Annotated in this window: 20 protein-coding genes; 16 read left to right on the top strand and 4 right to left on the bottom strand. The window is 51.1% G+C overall.

Annotated elements, in window-relative coordinates:
• Positions 1-3: 3 nt before the first annotated feature.
• From CAG64_RS00975 to CAG64_RS00900, 16 genes are all read left to right on the top strand, one after another.
• Positions 4-2,196, top strand: coding sequence for a chemotaxis protein CheA (locus tag CAG64_RS00975; RefSeq protein ID WP_161457668.1), 2,193 nt, complete (start codon positions 4-6; stop codon positions 2,194-2,196).
• A 24-nt stretch (positions 2,197-2,220) separates the two neighbouring features.
• Positions 2,221-3,327, top strand: a complete 1,107-nt coding sequence (locus tag CAG64_RS00970; protein ID WP_021703888.1) for a protein-glutamate methylesterase/protein-glutamine glutaminase — start codon at positions 2,221-2,223, stop codon at positions 3,325-3,327.
• Between the two features lie 10 nt (positions 3,328-3,337).
• Positions 3,338-4,114, top strand: a complete 777-nt coding sequence (locus CAG64_RS00965; RefSeq protein WP_021703889.1) for a ParA family protein — start codon at positions 3,338-3,340, stop codon at positions 4,112-4,114.
• On the top strand, positions 4,107-5,174 hold the full coding sequence (locus CAG64_RS00960; RefSeq protein WP_161489084.1) for a chemotaxis protein CheW: 1,068 nt from the start codon (positions 4,107-4,109) through the stop codon (positions 5,172-5,174). Before CAG64_RS00965 ends, CAG64_RS00960 begins: the two co-directional genes overlap by 8 nt.
• A 38-nt stretch (positions 5,175-5,212) precedes the next feature.
• Complete coding sequence (locus CAG64_RS00955) at positions 5,213-5,707, top strand: chemotaxis protein CheW (protein WP_021703891.1); 495 nt, start codon at positions 5,213-5,215, stop codon at positions 5,705-5,707.
• Positions 5,707-6,192 (top strand): DUF2802 domain-containing protein, encoded by a 486-nt coding sequence (locus CAG64_RS00950; protein WP_021703892.1) that lies wholly within the window; start codon positions 5,707-5,709, stop codon positions 6,190-6,192. Before CAG64_RS00955 ends, CAG64_RS00950 begins: the two co-directional genes overlap by 1 nt.
• A 224-nt stretch (positions 6,193-6,416) precedes the next feature.
• Positions 6,417-7,037 (top strand): cytochrome c biogenesis heme-transporting ATPase CcmA, encoded by a 621-nt coding sequence (gene ccmA, locus CAG64_RS00945; protein WP_161454404.1) that lies wholly within the window; start codon positions 6,417-6,419, stop codon positions 7,035-7,037.
• 2 nt (positions 7,038-7,039) lie between these two features.
• Positions 7,040-7,708, top strand: coding sequence for a heme exporter protein CcmB (gene ccmB, locus CAG64_RS00940; protein ID WP_161457670.1), 669 nt, complete (start codon positions 7,040-7,042; stop codon positions 7,706-7,708).
• A 127-nt stretch (positions 7,709-7,835) separates the two neighbouring features.
• Positions 7,836-8,588 carry a heme ABC transporter permease gene (locus tag CAG64_RS00935; protein WP_161457671.1) on the top strand — a complete coding sequence of 251 codons (753 nt, stop codon included), beginning with the start codon at positions 7,836-7,838 and terminating at the stop codon, positions 8,586-8,588.
• A gap of 1 nt (position 8,589) precedes the next feature.
• Entirely contained in the window at positions 8,590-8,796 is a 207-nt protein-coding gene (gene ccmD / locus CAG64_RS00930; protein ID WP_021703896.1) for a heme exporter protein CcmD, read from the top strand.
• Positions 8,793-9,278, top strand: a complete 486-nt coding sequence (gene ccmE, locus CAG64_RS00925; RefSeq protein ID WP_021703897.1) for a cytochrome c maturation protein CcmE — start codon at positions 8,793-8,795, stop codon at positions 9,276-9,278. Before ccmD ends, ccmE begins: the two co-directional genes overlap by 4 nt.
• Positions 9,275-11,233, top strand: coding sequence for a heme lyase CcmF/NrfE family subunit (locus CAG64_RS00920; protein WP_161454406.1), 1,959 nt, complete (start codon positions 9,275-9,277; stop codon positions 11,231-11,233). The genes ccmE and CAG64_RS00920 overlap by 4 nt, the downstream gene beginning before the upstream one ends.
• Positions 11,234-11,788: a DsbE family thiol:disulfide interchange protein gene (locus CAG64_RS00915; RefSeq protein WP_161457672.1), complete on the top strand. Its 555-nt coding sequence runs from the start codon at positions 11,234-11,236 to the stop codon at positions 11,786-11,788.
• Positions 11,785-12,270 carry a cytochrome c-type biogenesis protein gene (locus CAG64_RS00910; RefSeq protein WP_161457673.1) on the top strand — a complete coding sequence of 162 codons (486 nt, stop codon included), beginning with the start codon at positions 11,785-11,787 and terminating at the stop codon, positions 12,268-12,270. The genes CAG64_RS00915 and CAG64_RS00910 overlap by 4 nt, the downstream gene beginning before the upstream one ends.
• Positions 12,267-13,484 carry a c-type cytochrome biogenesis protein CcmI gene (gene ccmI / locus CAG64_RS00905; protein ID WP_161457674.1) on the top strand — a complete coding sequence of 406 codons (1,218 nt, stop codon included), beginning with the start codon at positions 12,267-12,269 and terminating at the stop codon, positions 13,482-13,484. Before CAG64_RS00910 ends, ccmI begins: the two co-directional genes overlap by 4 nt.
• A gap of 73 nt (positions 13,485-13,557) precedes the next feature.
• Positions 13,558-14,313: an MlaA family lipoprotein gene (locus tag CAG64_RS00900; RefSeq protein WP_161457675.1), complete on the top strand. Its 756-nt coding sequence runs from the start codon at positions 13,558-13,560 to the stop codon at positions 14,311-14,313.
• Positions 14,314-14,357: 44 nt separating this feature from the next.
• Here the strand turns inward: CAG64_RS00900 and CAG64_RS00895 are convergent, their stop codons facing one another.
• The 4 genes from CAG64_RS00895 to CAG64_RS00880 form a co-directional block, all read right to left on the bottom strand.
• Positions 14,358-15,656, bottom strand: coding sequence for an outer membrane protein transport protein (locus tag CAG64_RS00895; RefSeq protein WP_161457676.1), 1,299 nt, complete (start codon positions 15,654-15,656; stop codon positions 14,358-14,360).
• A gap of 292 nt (positions 15,657-15,948) precedes the next feature.
• The gene (locus CAG64_RS00890) at positions 15,949-17,244 is read right to left on the bottom strand and encodes an outer membrane protein transport protein (RefSeq protein WP_161457677.1); all 1,296 of its coding nucleotides are present in this window, start codon (positions 17,242-17,244) and stop codon (positions 15,949-15,951) included.
• A gap of 244 nt (positions 17,245-17,488) precedes the next feature.
• Positions 17,489-18,214, bottom strand: a complete 726-nt coding sequence (locus CAG64_RS00885) for a DUF3379 domain-containing protein (RefSeq protein ID WP_161453952.1) — start codon at positions 18,212-18,214, stop codon at positions 17,489-17,491.
• A complete protein-coding gene (locus CAG64_RS00880; protein WP_161457678.1) occupies positions 18,207-18,770 on the bottom strand; it encodes a sigma-70 family RNA polymerase sigma factor in 564 nt (187 codons plus the stop codon). The genes CAG64_RS00885 and CAG64_RS00880 overlap by 8 nt, the downstream gene beginning before the upstream one ends.
• Positions 18,771-18,975: the final 205 nt, after the last annotated feature.

Raw genomic sequence — 18,975 nt, 5'->3', positions numbered from 1 at the left:
CGTATGAGCTATGAATTAGATGAAGACATTCTGCAGGACTTTCTAGTCGAAGCAGGGGAGATTCTGGAGCTGCTGTCTGAGCAACTTGTGGAACTGGAAAACAACCCTGAAGACAAAGATCTGTTGAATGCGATATTCCGTGGTTTCCACACCGTGAAAGGTGGGGCTGGCTTCTTGTCTTTGGCAGAACTGGTCGATACTTGTCACGGCGCTGAAAACGTGTTCGATATACTGAGAAACGGTCAGCGTACCGTCACTCCGGCTTTGATGGATACCATGCTTCGTGCGCTGGATACAGTCAATGAACAGTTCCGTGCGGTTCAGGACCGTGAACCTTTGACGCCGGCAGATCCTTCCCTTCTTGATGAGCTCCACCGTTTATGTAAGCCGGAATCCGAAGACGAGCCTGAGGTTGTCATCGCTGAGCCAGAGCCGGACATTCCGGTTGTGGAAGACCGCACTGAGCCAGAGGCGCAAGCGCCGCAAAGCACCGTGGGTTCGGTTGATGACATCACTCAGGATGAATTCGAAAAACTGCTGGATGAACTGCATGGCAAAGGCGGCGCGCCGGGTCAACAAAGTGAGCCGGTGGCCAGCACAGCATCGCCAGCAAACGTCTCTGACGATAGCGGTGACATCACCGACGATGAATTTGAACGTTTACTGGATGAACTGCATGGCTCCGGGAAAGGACCTTCTGCGGCGTCAGCGGATAAGTCGGCAGACAGCGTGCCAGTATCTAAAGCACCTGAAACTCCGAAGGCGCCTTCATCAGACGACGATCTGATGACAGACGAAGAGTTTGAGAAACTGCTGGATGAGTTGCACGGCGCTGGGAAAGGTCCTTCTCTTGAAGAACTGGAAGCCGCTACGAAACCCGCGGCAGCCAACCCGAAACCGGCCAGCCCGGTCAGTGCGCAGCCAGTGAAAGCAGCGCCGTCGGTTGCAGCCAAAGAACAGCCTAAACCACCAGCAACCAAAGAAAGTGCTCAGGCGGTTCAGATTAAAAAGCCTCAGGCTGAAGCGACAGTGCGGGTTGATACCTCAACACTGGACACCATCATGAACATGGTTGGTGAGCTGGTATTGGTGCGTAACCGCCTGCTGAGTCTGGGTCTTAATAGTAACGACGAAGAGATGTCCAAAGCGGTCTCCAATCTCGATGTTGTCACGGCGGACCTGCAAGGTGCGGTGATGAAAACCCGTATGCAGCCAATCAAGAAAGTATTTGGTCGCTTCCCTCGGGTGGTACGCGATCTGGCACGCAGCCTAAATAAAGACATTGCGCTGGAAATGCGCGGCGAAGAAACCGATCTGGATAAAAACCTGGTTGAGGCGTTGGCGGATCCATTGATCCACTTAGTGCGCAACTCAGTGGACCACGGTATTGAAATGCCGGATGTACGCGTGGCTGCAGGCAAACCGCGCACGGGTAAAGTGATTCTGTCGGCATCTCAGGAAGGTGATCACATTGAACTGGCGATCGTCGATGATGGTGGTGGTATGGACCCGGACAAGCTGCGCGCCATTGCGGTGAAACGCGGCATGATGGACGAAGACGCGGCTTCTCGCCTGACTGACAAAGAGTGCTTTAACCTTATCTTTATGCCGGGTTTCTCCAGTAAAGATAAAATTTCTGATATTTCAGGACGCGGTGTTGGTATGGACGTGGTGAAAACGGCCATCAATACACTCAACGGTTCAATTGACATCGACTCAGAGATGGGCAAAGGCACCAAAATTACGATTAAGGTGCCGTTAACGCTGGCGATCCTGCCAACGTTGATGGTAGGGATTGGCGGGCATCCGTTTGCTCTGCCACTGGCCAGCGTCAGTGAAATTTTCCACCTTGATCTGAGCAAGACCAACGTCGTGGACGGTCAGTTGACCATTATTGTCCGTGATAAGTCGATTCCGCTGTTTTATTTGCAGAACTGGCTGGCGCCTCAGGCAGGCCATATTGAACAGCGCAAAGGACATGGTCACGTCGTGATTGTGCAAATCGGTAACCAGCGTGTCGGCTTTGTGGTGGATACTCTGATTGGCCAGGAAGAAGTGGTCATTAAACCACTGGATAATCTGTTGCAGGGCACGCCGGGTATGGCGGGGGCGACGATCACCAGTGATGGCCATATCGCATTGATTTTGGATGTGCCTGATCTGCTGAAGCAGTATGCGTCGGCATCTCGCATCTAGCGCACCGGATGAAGAAGGAAAAGTATGGCGATTCGAGTATTAGTGGTAGATGACTCAAGTTTCTTCCGCCGCCGAGTAAGCGAAATTATTAATTCTGAACCTCGTCTTGAGGTGATTGATGTGGCAACCAACGGCCGAGAGGCCGTTGATAAAGCGATACAGCTTAAGCCGGACGTGATCACGATGGACATCGAAATGCCGGTAATGGACGGCATTTCTGCTGTACGTGAGATCATGGCGAAACAGCCGGTTCCTATTCTAATGTTCTCGTCCCTGACTCATGAAGGGGCGAAAGCGACGCTGGATGCACTTGATGCCGGTGCACTCGATTTTCTGCCGAAGAAGTTTGAAGACATTGCGCGCAATCGTGACGAAGCCGTTAGCCTGTTGCAGCAACGCGTCATCCAGATTTCTTCGCGCCGTACTATGATGCGTCGTCCGGTAGCCCCTCGTCCAACGGCTGCAACCACCGCCGCCAGACCGGGCAGCGCGCCATTAACACGTGGGGCACGACCAGCAGCGCCGGCCGCCGCACGTTTTAAAGCCTCCGGTAAGAAATATCAGCTGACGGCAATCGGTACCTCAACGGGAGGGCCAGTGGCCTTGCAGAAAATTCTGACCAAGTTGCCAGCCAGTTATCCGCATCCGATCGTATTGATCCAGCATATGCCGGCGACGTTTACGGCCGCATTTGCCAGCCGTTTGAACTCGTTGTGTAAAATTGAAGTCCGCGAAGCGCAAGACGGCGACGTGCTCAAACCGGGCGTTGCTTATCTGGCACCGGGCGGTAAACAGATGATGGTTGACGGTCGTCCGGGCGCATCGCGTTTGCGTATTCTGGATGGCGGTGAGCGCATGAATTACAAGCCTTGTGTCGATGTTACCTTCGGCTCCGCTGCCAAAATCTACGGTGATAAAGTCCTGTCGATGGTGTTGACCGGCATGGGCGCTGATGGCCGTGAAGGAGCACGTATGCTCAAGCAGGCCGGCGCGACCATTTGGGCTCAGGACGAAGAGAGCTGTGTGGTTTACGGCATGCCTCAGGCGGTCGCCAAAGCAGGTATCTCGAGTGAAGATCTGCCTCTGGAACGCATTGCGGAACGGATGCTGGTTGAAGTCGGACTAGCGTAGAGGTACTGGCATGATTGTATGGAGTGTCGCTAACCAGAAAGGTGGGGTGGGGAAAACCACCACGACCATCACGTTAGCCGGACTGCTGAGTCAGCAGGGGAAACGCGTTCTCCTGGTGGACACTGATCCGCACGCTTCGCTGACCACCTATCTGGGGCTTGACTCCGACAGTGTGCCAGCCAGCCTGTTTGACCTGTTCCAACTGAAAGAATTTACGGCCGACACTGTGGCGCCGATGATTTTGCAAACCAAAATCGACAACATCGATCTTATTCCGGCGCACATGTCTCTTGCGACGCTGGATCGGGTGATGGGCAATCGCAGTGGGATGGGGTTAATCTTGAAGCGTGCTCTGTTGGCATTGCGTAAACATTACGATTATGTGTTGATCGACTGTCCACCGATCCTTGGTGTGATGATGGTCAACGCATTGGCGGCCAGCGATCGAATACTGATCCCGGTTCAGACCGAATTTCTGGCAATGAAGGGTCTGGAACGCATGGTGCGCACGTTGAGCATTATGCAGAAGTCACGCAGCAAAGGGTTCCGGGTAACGATTGTACCGACGATGTACGACAAGCGTACCCGAGCCTCATTGCAGACGCTGACGCAGCTTAAGCAGGACTACCCGAATCAGGTTTGGACGTCAGCCGTGCCGATTGACACTAAGTTTCGAGATGCGAGCCTGAAGAACCTGCCGGTGTCTCATTTTGCATCGGGTAGCCGAGGTGTATTCGCCTACAAACAGTTGTTGTTGTATCTTGAGAGGTTAGCACTGGATGAGTAATCTGAATCAGCTCTCCAGTGAGCAGGCGTTAGAAGACTATTTCACCTCTCTGCTGGATGAGGAAACGGAGCTGCTTGACGAACCTGGTACGGTCGAGGCTACTCTTGCAGAGCCAGAGCCAGAGCCAGAGCCAGAGCCAGAGCCAGAGCCAGAGCCAGAGCCAGAGTCAGAGCCAGAGCCAGAGCCAGAGTCAGAGCCAGAGCCAGAGCCAGAATTGATGGTCCAGCAGGCGGTGGCCGCTGCAAGTTATCGACCTCAGCCAGAAGAACTGGAATTGCCGAATCTTGAGGATGTTGAGCGGCTGCTCAGACAGCTCGAAAATGCCAATCCAGTGGAAGAGTTGCATCTGGAAGAGGTACTGGAACAGAACACTCGCCAGATCGCGGAAGAGCGTGTCGCGGTGGCAGTGGCAGAAGAAGAAATCCAGGAATGGGACATTTCTGACGAGACGGTCATACCGGTTGCAGAACCAGAACCAGAACCAGAACTCGTAGAACGTGTTGACGCTGAGCCAGTCACAGAAATGCACTTGAGTACTGAACCCGAGGTGGTGCTAGAAACGCAAACCGGTGGGGCCGGAGCGGTGATTGACTGGGAAAGCACTCAGCGGGATCAGGATTTTCAGGTTCTTTATTTTGAGGTCAACGGTGTGACGTTCGCTGTGCCTCTGGATGAATTGGGTGGTATCCATCGGCTGAGTGACCTAAACCATTTAATAGGACGGCCGGAATGGTACCTTGGGTTGCAAACCAGCCGTGAGCATCAGATAGACGTAGTCGATACCGCCAAATGGGTGATGGCCGATAAACTGAAAGGCGATGACTACAAGAACGGTTATCAGTACGTTGTGATGCTGGGAGAGAGCATGTGGGGCCTGGCAGGCAACCAACTCCTGGGCACTGAGCTGCTGAATACAGATAAAGTACGCTGGCGAGAGCAGGCAGGCAAACGCCCCTGGCTGGCTGGTATGGTCAAAGAAAAAATGTGCGCTTTGATCCACGTTGCTGCGTTAACCTCAATGCTCAACGCGGGTTTGGATGTAAAAGCGCTGGAAAAATAAAGAGTTTTTTGTCGGTCACGACGCAGAGAGGATAAGGTATGTCTCAAGCAAATGAAATTGAAGTAAGAAAAGATCAGTCTAACGACGAAGTACTTCAGTGGGTAACATTCCAGTTAGAGGAAGAGACTTACGGCATCAACGTGATGCAGGTTCGTGAAGTCTTGCGTTATACAGAAATTGCACCAGTACCGGGCGCGCCAAACTACGTTCTGGGTATTATCAATCTGCGTGGTAACGTTGTGACAGTTATCGACACACGTTCTCGCTTTGGATTGATGGAAGGTGAAATCACCGATAACACCCGTATTATTGTGATCGAATCAGAGCGTCAGGTCATTGGTATTCTGGTGGACAGTGTGGCCGAAGTGGTTTACCTGAAATCGTCTGAAATCGACACGACCCCAAGTGTGGGCACGGATGAGAGCGCCAAGTTTATTCAAGGCGTTAGCAATCGTGACGGCAAACTGCTGATCCTGGTGGATCTGAATAAGCTTCTGACAGACGACGAATGGGATGAGATGGCTCATCTGTAATGAATGTTCTGTCGACTAACCTGCCCCTCGTCGTGATCGTGCTGGCGGTGCTGCTCCTGATCTTGGGGGGAGCCATGTTGAGCATGAAACGCGGCATGGTGCGAGCAGCGGATCAACACAGACAACAACAGCGAGCACTGGACAAAGAAGTTCAGAAAGCCAATAAGCAGTTGCTTGAAGTGCGTTCCGTCGTGGTCGGCCTAGGCCAACGAGTCAGTGAGCAACAAGACATCATTCAGCATCTCAACGAGCGCATCAGCGAACTGGAGAATGCCGACAATGACGCGCGGCTCTATTCGCGCGCCAGTAAAATGGTTCAGCTTGGTGCCGATGTGAACGAGCTGATTGAAGAGTGTGAGTTGCCCAAAGCCGAAGCTGAATTGATGTTGTCGTTGCAGAAAAAGCTCGCCGGTAAGGAGCGAGTGCCCCCGTTAGGCGGGGAGCAAGACGCTCAATTAACGCGCCGGCGCCCGGTACGCAAATAGAATGAATCAGAAGGAAGCCCAAGGGCTTCCTTTTTCTTTCCGCGCACTTGTACTACCGAGGTAAGGAAATATCAGAATGTAACCAAAAAGAGTTACATGGATAAAAAAGTGACTAATTATTAACAGATTCTTACGTAGTTTCGTGACTCGTAATGGTCTTATTCTGTTTAGTCTTAAGTTGGCTGTGTTAAACTTAGCGCTCTGATTTCGCACTTAATTAACGCATGCTGGAAGTAAAACAACTCACGGCCATCCGTGATGAAAGAATTCTCTTCGAATCCCTCTCTTTTACCATACAATCGGGCGAACTGGTTCAGATTGAAGGGCGTAATGGCACAGGGAAAACCACCTTACTGCGTATCATCGCGGGTCTGGGCGATCGTGATGATGGACAAGTGTGTTGGAATCAACAAACCATAGAAAACAGTCGTGATGAGTATCATCAGGATTTACTCTTTCTCGGTCATCAGACCGGGGTCAAGCGTGAGCTGACCGCGTACGAAAACCTGCGTTTTTATCAGTCACTGCATGCCACTAATCTGCTTACTCGAGATGACATTTACTTTGCTCTGGCGAAAGTTGGTTTGGCGGGGCGAGAAGACGTACCTGTGGCGCAGTTGTCCGCGGGCCAGCAACGCCGCGTTGCTCTGGCGCGTTTGTGGCTAAGTGAGCATAAGTTATGGATTCTGGACGAACCTTTGACGGCCATAGATAAACAAGGAGTCAAAGTGCTGGAAGCTTTGTTTCTACAACAAGCGGAAAAGGGAGGCATTGTTATTCTGACCACGCATCAGGACATGTTTGCTGACAATCCCAAACTGCGCAAAATTAAGTTGGGAGACTGAGCATGATCGCTACCATGACCACCATTGTCCGCCGTGAACTTCTTATCGCATTCCGTCGTCAGGCCGACATTTTTAACCCGCTGTGGTTTTTCATTATTGTTATTACCCTCTTTCCGCTTAGCATCGGCCCAGAGCCAAGCTTGCTCGCCCGCATTGCAGCGGGCATCGTATGGGTGGCTGCCTTGTTGTCCGCGCTGCTTTCGTTGGAACGTTTGTTCCGTGATGATTTTCAGGACGGATCACTGGAGCAAATGATGCTGATGCCGGTCCCGCTACCGATCGTGGTGATCTCCAAGGTCATGGCGCACTGGCTTTTGACGGGCTTGCCCCTAATCCTGATCAGTCCGCTGTTGGCGATCTTATTGTCACTCGATTTTAATACCTGGCTGGCTGTGGTATTGACCCTGCTGGTCGGTACGCCGACTCTGAGTTTCATCGGCGCCATTGGCGTTGCGCTGACGGTGGGCCTGCAAAAAGGCGGTGTGCTACTGAGCCTGTTGGTTTTACCGCTTTATATTCCAGTTTTAATCTTTGCCACTTCTGCGATTGATGCCGCGTCCCTTAACATGGCGTATAACGGGCAGTTAGCGATTTTGGGGGCGATGCTGGCAGGGACGACCACCTTGACGCCGTTTGCGATCAGCGCTGCTCTCCGGGTAAGTGTAAATTAGGTCGACTGGATCAAAGTTAAAGACAATAAAAGCAATTATAAAATGTGCCCGCGTTACATTAGTGTGAAGTTTGTCACCAAGCACTGGGGACGCGTTCAACAATACGAAGTAAGAGTGAGAACAAGCAATGTGGAAATGGCTTCATCCCTACGCCAAGCCCGAATCTGCGTATCAGCTGTGCGGTAAATTGTTACCCTGGTTTGCCGCATTAGCACTGGTGTGTTTAAGCATCGGTACGGTTCTGGGGCTGGCTTATGCACCCGCAGACTATCAACAGGGTGACAGTTTCCGGATCATCTATATCCATGTTCCCGCGGCGATTTGGTCGATGGGGGTCTACATGTCGATGGCCATTGCAGCCTTCATCGGTCTGGTGTGGCAAGTGAAGCTGTCTGATATGGCGGTATCAGCCATGGCGCCAATTGGTGCGGTATTTACCTTTATTGCGCTGCTAACGGGGGCTATCTGGGGTAAGCCGATGTGGGGCACCTGGTGGGTGTGGGATGCGCGTCTGACGTCTGAATTGATTCTGTTATTCCTATATCTGGGTGTTATTGCCCTGTCGCATGCATTTGATGACCAGAAGACTGCCGCGAAAGCAGCTGGCATTCTGGCGATTGTCGGTGTGGTTAATCTGCCGATCATTCACTTCTCTGTCGAGTGGTGGAATACCCTGCATCAGGGCGCCACCATTACTAAGTTTGAAAAACCGTCGATTTCCAGTCACATGCTGTGGCCACTGCTGCTGAATATTTTTGGCTTCGCGTTCTTTTTCGGCGCGGTCACCATGGTGCGTTTGAGAAATGAAATCATCAGTAAAGAAAGCCACCGCCCTTGGGTGGTGACTCTAGCAACCGCAAAAACCGGGCGAGGTGAGTAACATGCATTTTGAATCGCTGAGTGATTTTTTTGCCATGGGCGGCTACGCCGGCTATGTGTGGAGTGCGTTTGGCATTACTTTCCTGGCTCTGCTTATTCTGTTGCTGGTCAGTCTTCGTCGCGGCCAGCGCTTGCTGCGAGACGTTCAGGCAAAAGTGGAACGTCAGGCTCGAATTGATGCGGCTAAAAATATGGAGAACACCTTATGAACCCAAGACGTAAAAAGAGGCTCGGAATTGTTCTGGCGATCTTTGTTGGCATTGCGGCAACAGTGGGCCTTATCCTGTATGCACTCAATCAGAATATGGATCTGTTTTACACGCCGACTGAGCTGGTGAACGGAAAACCGGACGGCACGAAGCCAGAAGTCGGTCAGCGTTTGCGTATTGGTGGCATGGTCGTCAAAGGTTCCGTGAAACGCGATCCGGAGTCCCTACGGGTATCGTTCTTATTGCATGACGTTGGCCCGAAAGTCACGGTGGTTTACGACGGTATTCTGCCGGACCTGTTTCGTGAAGGGCAGGGGATTGTGGCGCAAGGCGTGTTAAAAGATGCCACGACGGTCGAAGCTTTCGAAGTGTTAGCGAAACACGATGAAGAATATATGCCACCGGAAATTGCAGAAGCGATGCAGAAAAACCATCAGCCTCTGAAGTACACCGAACAACAAAAACAAGGAAGCGGTCAATGATTGCTGAGATAGGCCATTTCGCCTTAATCGTGTCGCTGGCATTGGCAGTGTTGCTGAGCATTCTGCCATTGATGGGCGCATCGCGCAACAACACGATGCTGATGAATACCGCCCGCCCGCTGTCCTGGGGCATGTTCGTATTGTTGATGCTGTCATTCTGTGTTTTGCTGTGGGCCTTCTACACCAATGATTTCACGTTGCAGTATGTGGCCAGTAACTCAAACAGCCAACTGCCGTGGTATTACCGGCTAACGGCCGTTTGGGGGGCTCACGAAGGTTCCCTGTTACTCTGGGTCCTGATCCAGGCGGGCTGGACCGTGGCGGTGGCGACATTCAGCCGTGGCATGCCGCAGGAGTCGGTAGCCCGTGTTCTGGCGGTAATGGGCATGATCAGCGTTGGCTTTTTACTGTTCATTATAGTGACGTCTAACCCGTTTATCCGTACCTTACCTTTCTTCCCGATAGATGGTCGCGATCTGAACCCGCTACTGCAAGACCCCGGGCTGATCATTCACCCGCCGATGTTGTACATGGGGTACGTTGGTTTCTCGGTGGCGTTTTCGTTTGCCATTGCATCACTGATGACTGGTCGGCTTGATACAGCCTGGGCTCGTTGGTCGCGTCCGTGGACTACCGCTGCCTGGTTATTTCTGACATTGGGCATCGCTCTGGGATCATGGTGGGCCTACTACGAACTGGGCTGGGGCGGCTGGTGGTTCTGGGATCCGGTCGAGAACGCATCTTTCATGCCTTGGTTGGCGGGCACAGCGCTAATGCACTCATTGGCGGTGACAGAAAAGCGCGGCACGTTCAAAGCCTGGACGGTCTTACTGGCGATTTCGGCGTTCTCTTTGAGCCTGCTTGGCACATTCTTGGTGCGTTCGGGCATCTTGGTTTCGGTGCATGCGTTTGCATCCGATCCGTCTCGCGGTATGTTTATTCTGGGGTTCCTGGTATTTGTAATTGGGGGTTCGCTGCTTCTGTTCGCACTCAAAGGTGCGTCGGTACGTGTGCGAGGCAATTTTGAACTGGTGTCGCGTGAAAACGCGCTGCTGGCCAACAACGTCCTGCTGATTGCTGCCTTAGTGGTGGTGCTGGTAGGGACGCTGCTGCCACTGGTACACAAGCAAATTGGCTTAGGCTCTGTGTCTATTGGGGCTCCGTTCTTCAATATGTTGTTTGCTTGGTTGATGATTCCATTCGCCTTCCTGCTCGGGATTGGTCCGCTGCTGCGCTGGAAGCGCGATAATCTGACCAAGCTGGTCAAGCCGATGCTGGTGTGCGGCGCGATTTCTCTGGCTGCCGCCGCCGCGCTGGTCCAACTGCTGTCGCCTCACTTCAGTAACATGGCGTTCATTGGCTGGGTGATGGCATTCTGGATCATTCTGATGCACGGCGTGGAGCTGTATGAGCGAGCGACGCACCGTCATGATTTCTTCACCGGTCTGAAGAAACTGCAGCGCAGCCATTGGTCGATGATGCTGGCGCACATCGGATTGGCGGTGACGGTTATTGGTATTGCCATGGTGCAGAATTACAGCATCGAACGCGATGTACGCCTTGCTCCGGGTGAGCACTATCAGATTGAAGGTTACGACTTCTACTTTGCTGGGCTGCGTGACAAAGACGGCCCGAACTACGACGGTTATATTGCCGACTTCGAAGTCACTCGCGACGGACAATATGTTAATACGCTGCACGCCGAAAAACGTTTTTACCGTACGGCTCGTTCAATGATGACTGAAGCGGCCATCGATCGCGCCGTGACCCGTGATCTGTACATTGCGATGGGAGAGCGCTTGGATGACAACAAATCCTGGGCGGTGCGCATTTACTATAAACCGTTTGTGCGTTGGATCTGGGCCGGCGCCCTGTTGATGGCGCTGGGTGGTGCTCTGGCCATCAGTGATAAACGTTACCGTTTTCGTAAAACGGTAAAAACTCAGGAGGCGTAAATGAACAAGAAAATTCTTTTTATTCCATTGCTTGCTTTCCTGGGGTTGGTGGCAGTGTTTGCGACTCAACTGGTGAAAAATTCAGAAGGTGATGATCCAACGAAACTGGAGTCAGTACTGGTTGGTCAACCGGTACCCGATTTTCGTCTGGAAGATCTGGCTGAACCCGGCAAGTTGTACGATCAGTCGATTTTTAAAGGTGAGCCGCTGCTGCTGAACGTCTGGGCGACCTGGTGTCCGACTTGTTACGCCGAGCATCAGTACCTGAATCAACTGGCGGGCAACGGCGTTAAGATCATCGGTATGAATTACAAAGATCAGCGTGACAAAGCCGTGAAATGGCTGAACGAACTGGGCAATCCGTATCTGATTAGCCTGTTCGACGGCGACGGCATGCTGGGGCTGGATTTGGGCGTGTACGGTGCACCGGAAACCTTCTTGATCGATGCTAACGGTGTGATTCGTTATCGCCATGTGGGGGATGTGAATCCGCAAAACTGGAAGACTCAGTTGCAACCAATCTATCAGTCAATGCTTGAGGAGGCGCAGCAATGAAAAAATTCCTCCTAGCTCTCGTTGCCAGCCTGAGTATTTCAACACTGGCCATGGCTGCCATTCAGGTGTATGAATTTGATACACCAGAGCAAGAGCAGCAATTTAAAGAGTTGAGCCACACTCTGCGTTGCCCGAAATGTCAAAATAACAGCATCAGCGATTCCAACGCGGAACTGGCGCAGGATCTGCGTCAGAAAGTCTATGAGATGACCAAAGCTGGCAAATCTAAGCAGGAAATCGTGGATTACATGGTGGCACGCTACGGCAACTTTGTGACCTATAACCCCCCGTTTACAGCATCGACATCGATTTTATGGCTTGGCCCGCTGGTGGTGATCGTGATCGGTTTTGGGGTGATTGTCCTGCGCAGTCGACGTAGCAAAGTACGAGTGACTCAGACGGAAACCTGGGATGACGAAAAAGAATCGCGGCTAAAAGCCTTGCTGGATGAAGAGAAGAACGACGGAGATAAGCAGTCATGACACTATTTTGGATTTCCACGGTGGCGCTTGTCCTGATCGCGGTTTTCTTTATCGCGATGCCGATGATCAAGAAAAAAGTCAACAACGATGCCGCGCTGCGGGACGAACTCAACAAAGCGTTTTATAAAGACCGTCTGTCGGAACTGGAAGAAGAAACTGAGGAAGGGCTGGTAGATGATCAACAGGATTTGATTTCCGACCTCAAACAGTCGTTGCTGGATGATATTCCGGGTGGTGATAAACCGAACTCTGACAACACGGTATCGACTCGGGCCATTCTGATCCCGTCGATTCTGTTGGTGGTGGGCCTGTCCTACGCGATGTATTTCAAATTTGGTGGGAGTCAGCAGGTCGAGCATTGGCAACAGGTGAGTGAAAATCTGCCGGCATTATCAAAAAAACTGATGTCACCACAAGGCGTAGCCCTGACGGAAGACGAGATGAACGATCTGACGCTGGCGCTGCGTACCCGCTTACATTACCAACCCAACGATTCGACCGGTTGGTTACTGTTGGGACGGATTGGTCTGGCTAACCGTGACGTGGAAACCGCTACAGGTTCGATGAAACATGCGTATGATCTAGAGCCGGATAACGACGACGTCAAGCTGGGCTATGCACAGGCACTGATGTTGTCGCCGGATAAATTCGATCAAGACAAAGCTCGTGAGTTATTGGGCACCTTGCTCAAAAAAGACTATGTTGATATTCGGGTATTCTCACTTTTGGCCTTTGATGCATACGAGCAACAGGATTATGCTGGGGCAGTGAAATACTGGACCATCATGCAGCAGATGATTGGGCCGGACGACGAGCGTTATGAAATGCTGACCCGCAGCATTGCCAATGCGAAAAAGCAGATGGGGCAAACGGTAGGCGAAGGAAAATCGGTTTCGGTGACCATCTCATTGGCACAGGGTATCAGTGCTAACCCTGATGCGGCTTTGATTGTCTCGATTCACAGTGCCGATGGTGCGCCGATGCCAGTTGCGGCAGCACGCTATCCACTGGGATCTTTCCCGAGAACGGTTGTTCTTGATGACGGGAACAGCATGGTACAGGGGCGCAAGCTGTCGGATCTGGACAACATTATGGTGCGGGTCCGGATTGATGAAGACGGCAATGTCGCAACGCGTGATGGTGACTGGTATGGTGAGAGCCAAGCGGTGAAATTAGGCGAACCGGTTGCAGTTGAGATTAATAAACAGTATTAATAGCCAGCAATTGCATTTAATGAGCCAATAGGCCGGTGCATGCATCGGCCTTTTTGTATGGAATAGAATAATTATGATGACTAAAAAGTCACGATTTTTGTCAGCGGCAATGAGTTGTCTCCTGGTGGTGGGCTGTACCAGTGCACCTGAATACGCCGAGCCCAACCCTAAGGTGAATGACCCAATCGAAGGGTTTAACCGGACCATGTGGACGTTCAACTACGACTACCTGGATCCCTATTTTGTCCGACCGGTATCTCTTGGTTACGTCAATTACGTGCCGACACCGGTGCGCAGCAGTATTGCCAATTTTCTCTCTAACCTGGATGAACCATCCAGCGTAATCAATAACCTGATCATGGGAAACGGCAGCAAGGCCGTCGACCACTTCACCCGCTTTTTCCTCAACAGCACATTTGGTATTTTTGGTCTTTTTGATATCGCTTCTGAAGCCGGTATCACCAAATACGATGACAAAGCATTCAGTGATGCCGTCGGTCATTATGGGGTGGGTAATGGTCCTTACGTGATGGTGCCTGGCTATGGGCCATGGACGGTGCGTGAATCGACCGATGTGGTGGACGGTTTGTACCTGCCTCTGTCATACCTGAATATCTGGGCCGCAGCGGGTAAATGGGCGCTGGAAGGCATGGAGACTCGGGCCGCGTTAGTTTCTCAGGAAGCTGTATTAGAAAACTCACCGGATCCATACTCGCTGGCGCGTGATGTCTACCTGCAACGTCGTGATTTTACTGCGGAAGTGCAAAGCGATGAATACAGTGAAGACGAAGAGCAGTATCTGGATGAATATTTGGACGAAGAGTTCTGAATAAAAAAGGCTTGGTAAAACCAAGCCTTTTTATTGGATCGGGATCAGAAGCGGTAGTTTGCCTGAACACCCACCAACCAGACGCTGCCGGATATCTCACCGACAAACTGGCCGCCGACATCCTGAGCTGCGTCATCCGAAGGGTAGCCACGCGACTCAACAATGTCTGCGTCTTTAGCGATGATATAAGTAAAGCCCGCATCTAAGTTGAAGTTCTTCGTGACGTCGTATGAGGCGCCGACACTTAGCCAGGTGCGGTCGGTTTCCGGAATGGTGATGGTGCGGTTTTTATCGCTGACTGCCGATGTGTCGTACGCCACACCAGTACGCAGTGCCAGTTTGCTATCAAGCTGATACGTGGCCCCGATAGCGAAACGATAGTTGTCCCGCCAGTTTTCTTCTTTCACCATCTGCTTGCCAATCACATCCAGGTCCGCTTCCAGTTTTTCGAAAGCGCTCCAGTCGGTCCAGTTGATGCTGGCATGCATGGCCAGACGATCAGTCAGCTGGTGGAAACTGGCCAGTTCCGCGGTCGCAGGCATAGGTAGCTCCATAGAGCCACTCAGACGTTGGCCATTTTGCAGGCCAAAACCGATGCCTTCCGCGTGGCCTTCCAGATCCAGTTTGACTTCCGATTTATAGGCAAAGCCAATACGGTGGTTTGGGTTGATCTGCCATGCTGCCCCGGCCTGCCAACCCCATGCATCGGTATCACCTTCCATGTACTTCAGCGTCGTGCCTTGCTTGAGTATGCCTTGAGTGGCCAGTTCCGTCTGGGCTGGTACTGTTGCACCGAAATGACCTTCACCACGTACGTAGCGCAAACCGCCGCCCAGGCTCACCGCCGGAGTCACTTTGTATGCGATGTTGACGTTCGCTTCCATGGTTTTCACCATCGCTTCATTGCCAAAGTGGGAGCCGGAAAAGTCATTCGACAGTTCGGTTTCCATGCCGTAGTTGGTGTTTAGTGCTAAGCCGAGGAACAGGCGCTCACTCAGTTGGTGCGACAAGTAAAAGCTTGGGATGAAGGCATCGTGAGCAAAGTCATCTGAGGATGCCGGCAACTGCTGTCCGCTTGCGTTAATGTGGCCGTCGATATCGACGTTTGGATCCACATAAATCACACCGGCTGAAGTTTGTGTGCCTGGCAGGTAGGTCATCATGGCTGGGTTGCGCCATTGAGCACCGGCATTGTCGGCCATTGCTGCCTCACCGGCGTACGCGCGGCCTAGACCTGTTGCGGAGTATTCTGCTAGCTGAAAGCCAGCGGCCTGAGTGGTGGCGGTGAATGCGGTCAGGCCAAATGCCACGGCCAGTGACACAAGAGATTTATTTGTTTTCATTGTAAATGTTCGCTGAAACTGAATGCTATCAAGTCGAACGATCTTAAAGTTAGAGCGAAAGCTTTAAAAATAAAAATCACCTTAAGATTCTTTTTTAAGATAAAACACCTAAAACTGGTGTTTTATTAGATATAAATGTGGTTTGTTATTGAGCTGTATAAGATTTTGAGCGAACACCCGTGTTACGAAAACGCCCTTTATGCTCACAGATGTAAGCCAGAAAGTAATGAAGAGTTAAGCAAAAGGGCTGGAAAACCAGCCCTTTTGATTGGAATCAAACGTGGATTCTGAATTAGAACGTGTGGCTGTACTGTAGGCCAACCAAATAGGCATCAGCGTGAGTTGTGCCTGTAATTCTCGAAACTGTTTGCCCGCCGACTTCTGTTGATTCAGTGACATCAACATCATCGCCCATCAGGTAGGTAAAGCCAAAGTCGATGTTTGACGCTGAACTGATGTGGTAGGTAAAGCCAGCAGAGAACCACTGACGGTCCGAATCCGGAACGGAAATGGAGGTAACGTCATCCTGAGCGCTGGTGTCGTACATGTAACCTGCACGCAGTGTCCAGTCGTTGTTCAGGTAGTAGGTGCCACCCAGAGCAAAGTGCCAGCCGTCTTGCCACTCATAGGCCTTTTCACTGATGGCGACGTTATCAAACTCAATTTTGTCGAAATCTGACCAGCCAATCCATTGCACACTGTAGTGTACCGCAAACTTAGTGTCTGGAATTTTGTGGTAGCCGGAGAACTCTGCGATGTCCGGCAGGGGCAACGTGACTTTTTTCGAGCCATCTTTGGCCTCAATCTCTGGGCTGTAACGGTATGCCAGACCAAAGCGGTTGTCTTTGTCCAGTTCGTAAACCGTACCGATATTGAACCCGACACCCCAACCATCGGCATCTTCGACATCCAGGATGGATTGACCGTTAAGCGCGTTCAGCGTTGCAGTTTGGCCATTGTCTACGGCTGGTGGTAAAACCGGACCTTCATAAAATTTGTTGCTGAAGTTGCGTTTCAGTGTGCCTTGGCCGTAGATCAGATCCAGACCAGCACCAAAACTCCACTGTTCATTCAGGCGGTAAGAGCCTGCCAGGCCGAAGTTCAGACTGATGATTTCGGTTTCACCACCGTACTCACCCCCTACGTAACCGCTGCTGAAATCAGTTCGGGTACCAAAGTTTGAGTAGACATTAGCACCAACAGCGAACTTTTCGTTGAGCGGAACGATAAGGTGAATGTTCGGGGCAACAGACGTCGCGCCAGCGTCGTCGTAGTCAGCATCGACACCAGTGTAAGTTGGATCAACAGCGCCGGTCGCACCGTAGTAGGTGGCATCAGACACTTTAATTTTGGTGGTAATGGTTTCAAAACCCAGTGACAGAGAAGTTTTGTCAAACAGAGCCATTGCTGCTGGGTTACGTGCCATTACCGAAGCGTTGTCTGCGATGACAGCGTCACCGGCGAAAGCTCGGCCAAGGCCAGTTGCAGATTGTGCATTCAATTGGAAACCTGCAGCCATTGCTTGCTGCGTGGCGAGAGAGACAGTCACTGCTAGTAGCGACTTTTTAAACAGACGCGTCTTGTTCATTTATGCTTTTCCTTTTTATTTCGTCTCTAAGTGGACGTTATTTTTGAGCAAATGCTCAGTTGGTGGCTGATACTATGCTTTAGTGTAGATAATAGAAATCCGACCATTGTCTAATTGGGTGACAAAATTGTAGAAATGATGGTTATCTAGCAGGAAAATGCGCGATTTTGATATTTTTTAGAGTTAAGACTCTATTGGCAAGGTAAAAATATAGCCCAAACTTATCGTTCGGGCTATATTCATTTTAAGCGGCAGGTTTGATCATTTTGGCAATCTTTTCAGCGATTTTTGTTACATCTTCGCCTTTTTCTCCCACCAGTATCAAACTGGTGTTACCTATGGGTTCGATGACCCCTGACATGCCATCTTTTTCGAAGCTTTCCTGCTTCGGTGCTGGCAAACCAGTGAGGAAAAGAGTGACCTTCCCTTTGTCGCCCTGAAACACCATATGAACGGCGTTGGAATGACCAAAACCACAGTGGTTAAGGTAGTACACATGGTAAGGAAAAGCCGAATCCATGTGATAGGCGAAAGGTTGCATCTTTGCGTTAATTTGCGTCGAACTGACTTGCTCGTCGACATTATCGACAAAAGCGCTTTCGTCAATTACGTGCTTCACCGCCATATCAGCAAGGCTTGCCTGGGCAGGAGACACAACCAGGTTACCCCAGTTGATCTGCCCAACCAGCAGACCAAACACAAAGGCAATCGACGCCGCCATCGCCATGGCGCGTTTAGCAAAGTTGGGCCGTACGACATTATCCGGTGAGGACGACTGATTGAACAGAATGCGATCTGCCAGATCATCGGGAACGGGAACCGTCATCGCTTTCGCAAGTCTGGCATCCAAATCCAAAATGTCGTCAGCAAATTTCTTGTTGGCGTCGCTGCTTTTCATCGCGTCCTGGACTTGTTTATCGCGGTCTTTGGGATCCGACATAATCCGGCGGCGAAATTCTAAATCATCCATTCTGATGCCCCCTTAGTTTATCTTCAGAATCCAGCATCTCCTTGAGTTGATTGCGGGCTCTAAACAGGCGTGTCATTACCGTGTTCTTGTTGAGGTTAAGTATTTTACCGATCTCTTCTCCACTGAACCCTCCGACAACCTGAAGAAACAGCGGTTCGCGATAATCGACATCCAACTTCATTATTTGGGCTTGAACCCATTCCGTCTGATGATGAGCATCATCGCTGATTTTGGCGTCGTTACCGTGATCGTCAATGTCCACCAAGTCCAGCTGTTTGCGCTCAAAGCGCCGCGCGTTTTCCCGCCTTAAAATGGTAATCAGCCAGGATTTGGCCGCTTTGTCGTCTTGCAAGCTATCGAGCGATTTCCAGGCTCTGAGGCAGGTTTCCTGCACCAGATCTTCCGCCACGCTCTGATCCTTGCACAACCAGAACGCATAGCGGTATAAATCGCGATGATACGCTCTGACAAGCGCTTCATATTTTCTTTGTCTGTCCATATCCGAATTGACCGGGTCATCGGACTTTTTCTTTCCGAAAAATCTGATTATTGACACATGAGCCTCCGAATCGCCCTGTGAATCTTATAGTTATATACGTCGAACATATTTAAGTGTAAGTCAATCAAACGGCTGACAAGCGATTTGCAACCTTGTTTGAGTAAATCAACATAAAATTGATCTAATTCAAAATCTTATACCGAGTAGGGGTTATAGTACACCTTGTCATCTAGTTAGTCCTTGTGACTAACGTGTTGAGCAA

The sequence above is a fragment of the Vibrio sp. V38_P2S17PM301 genome, from assembly GCF_009904845.1.
GTDB lineage: Bacteria > Pseudomonadota > Gammaproteobacteria > Enterobacterales > Vibrionaceae > Vibrio > Vibrio proteolyticus.
The sequence above is the reverse complement of the archived record's forward strand: the minus strand, read 5'-3'. Positions and strand labels throughout refer to the sequence as shown.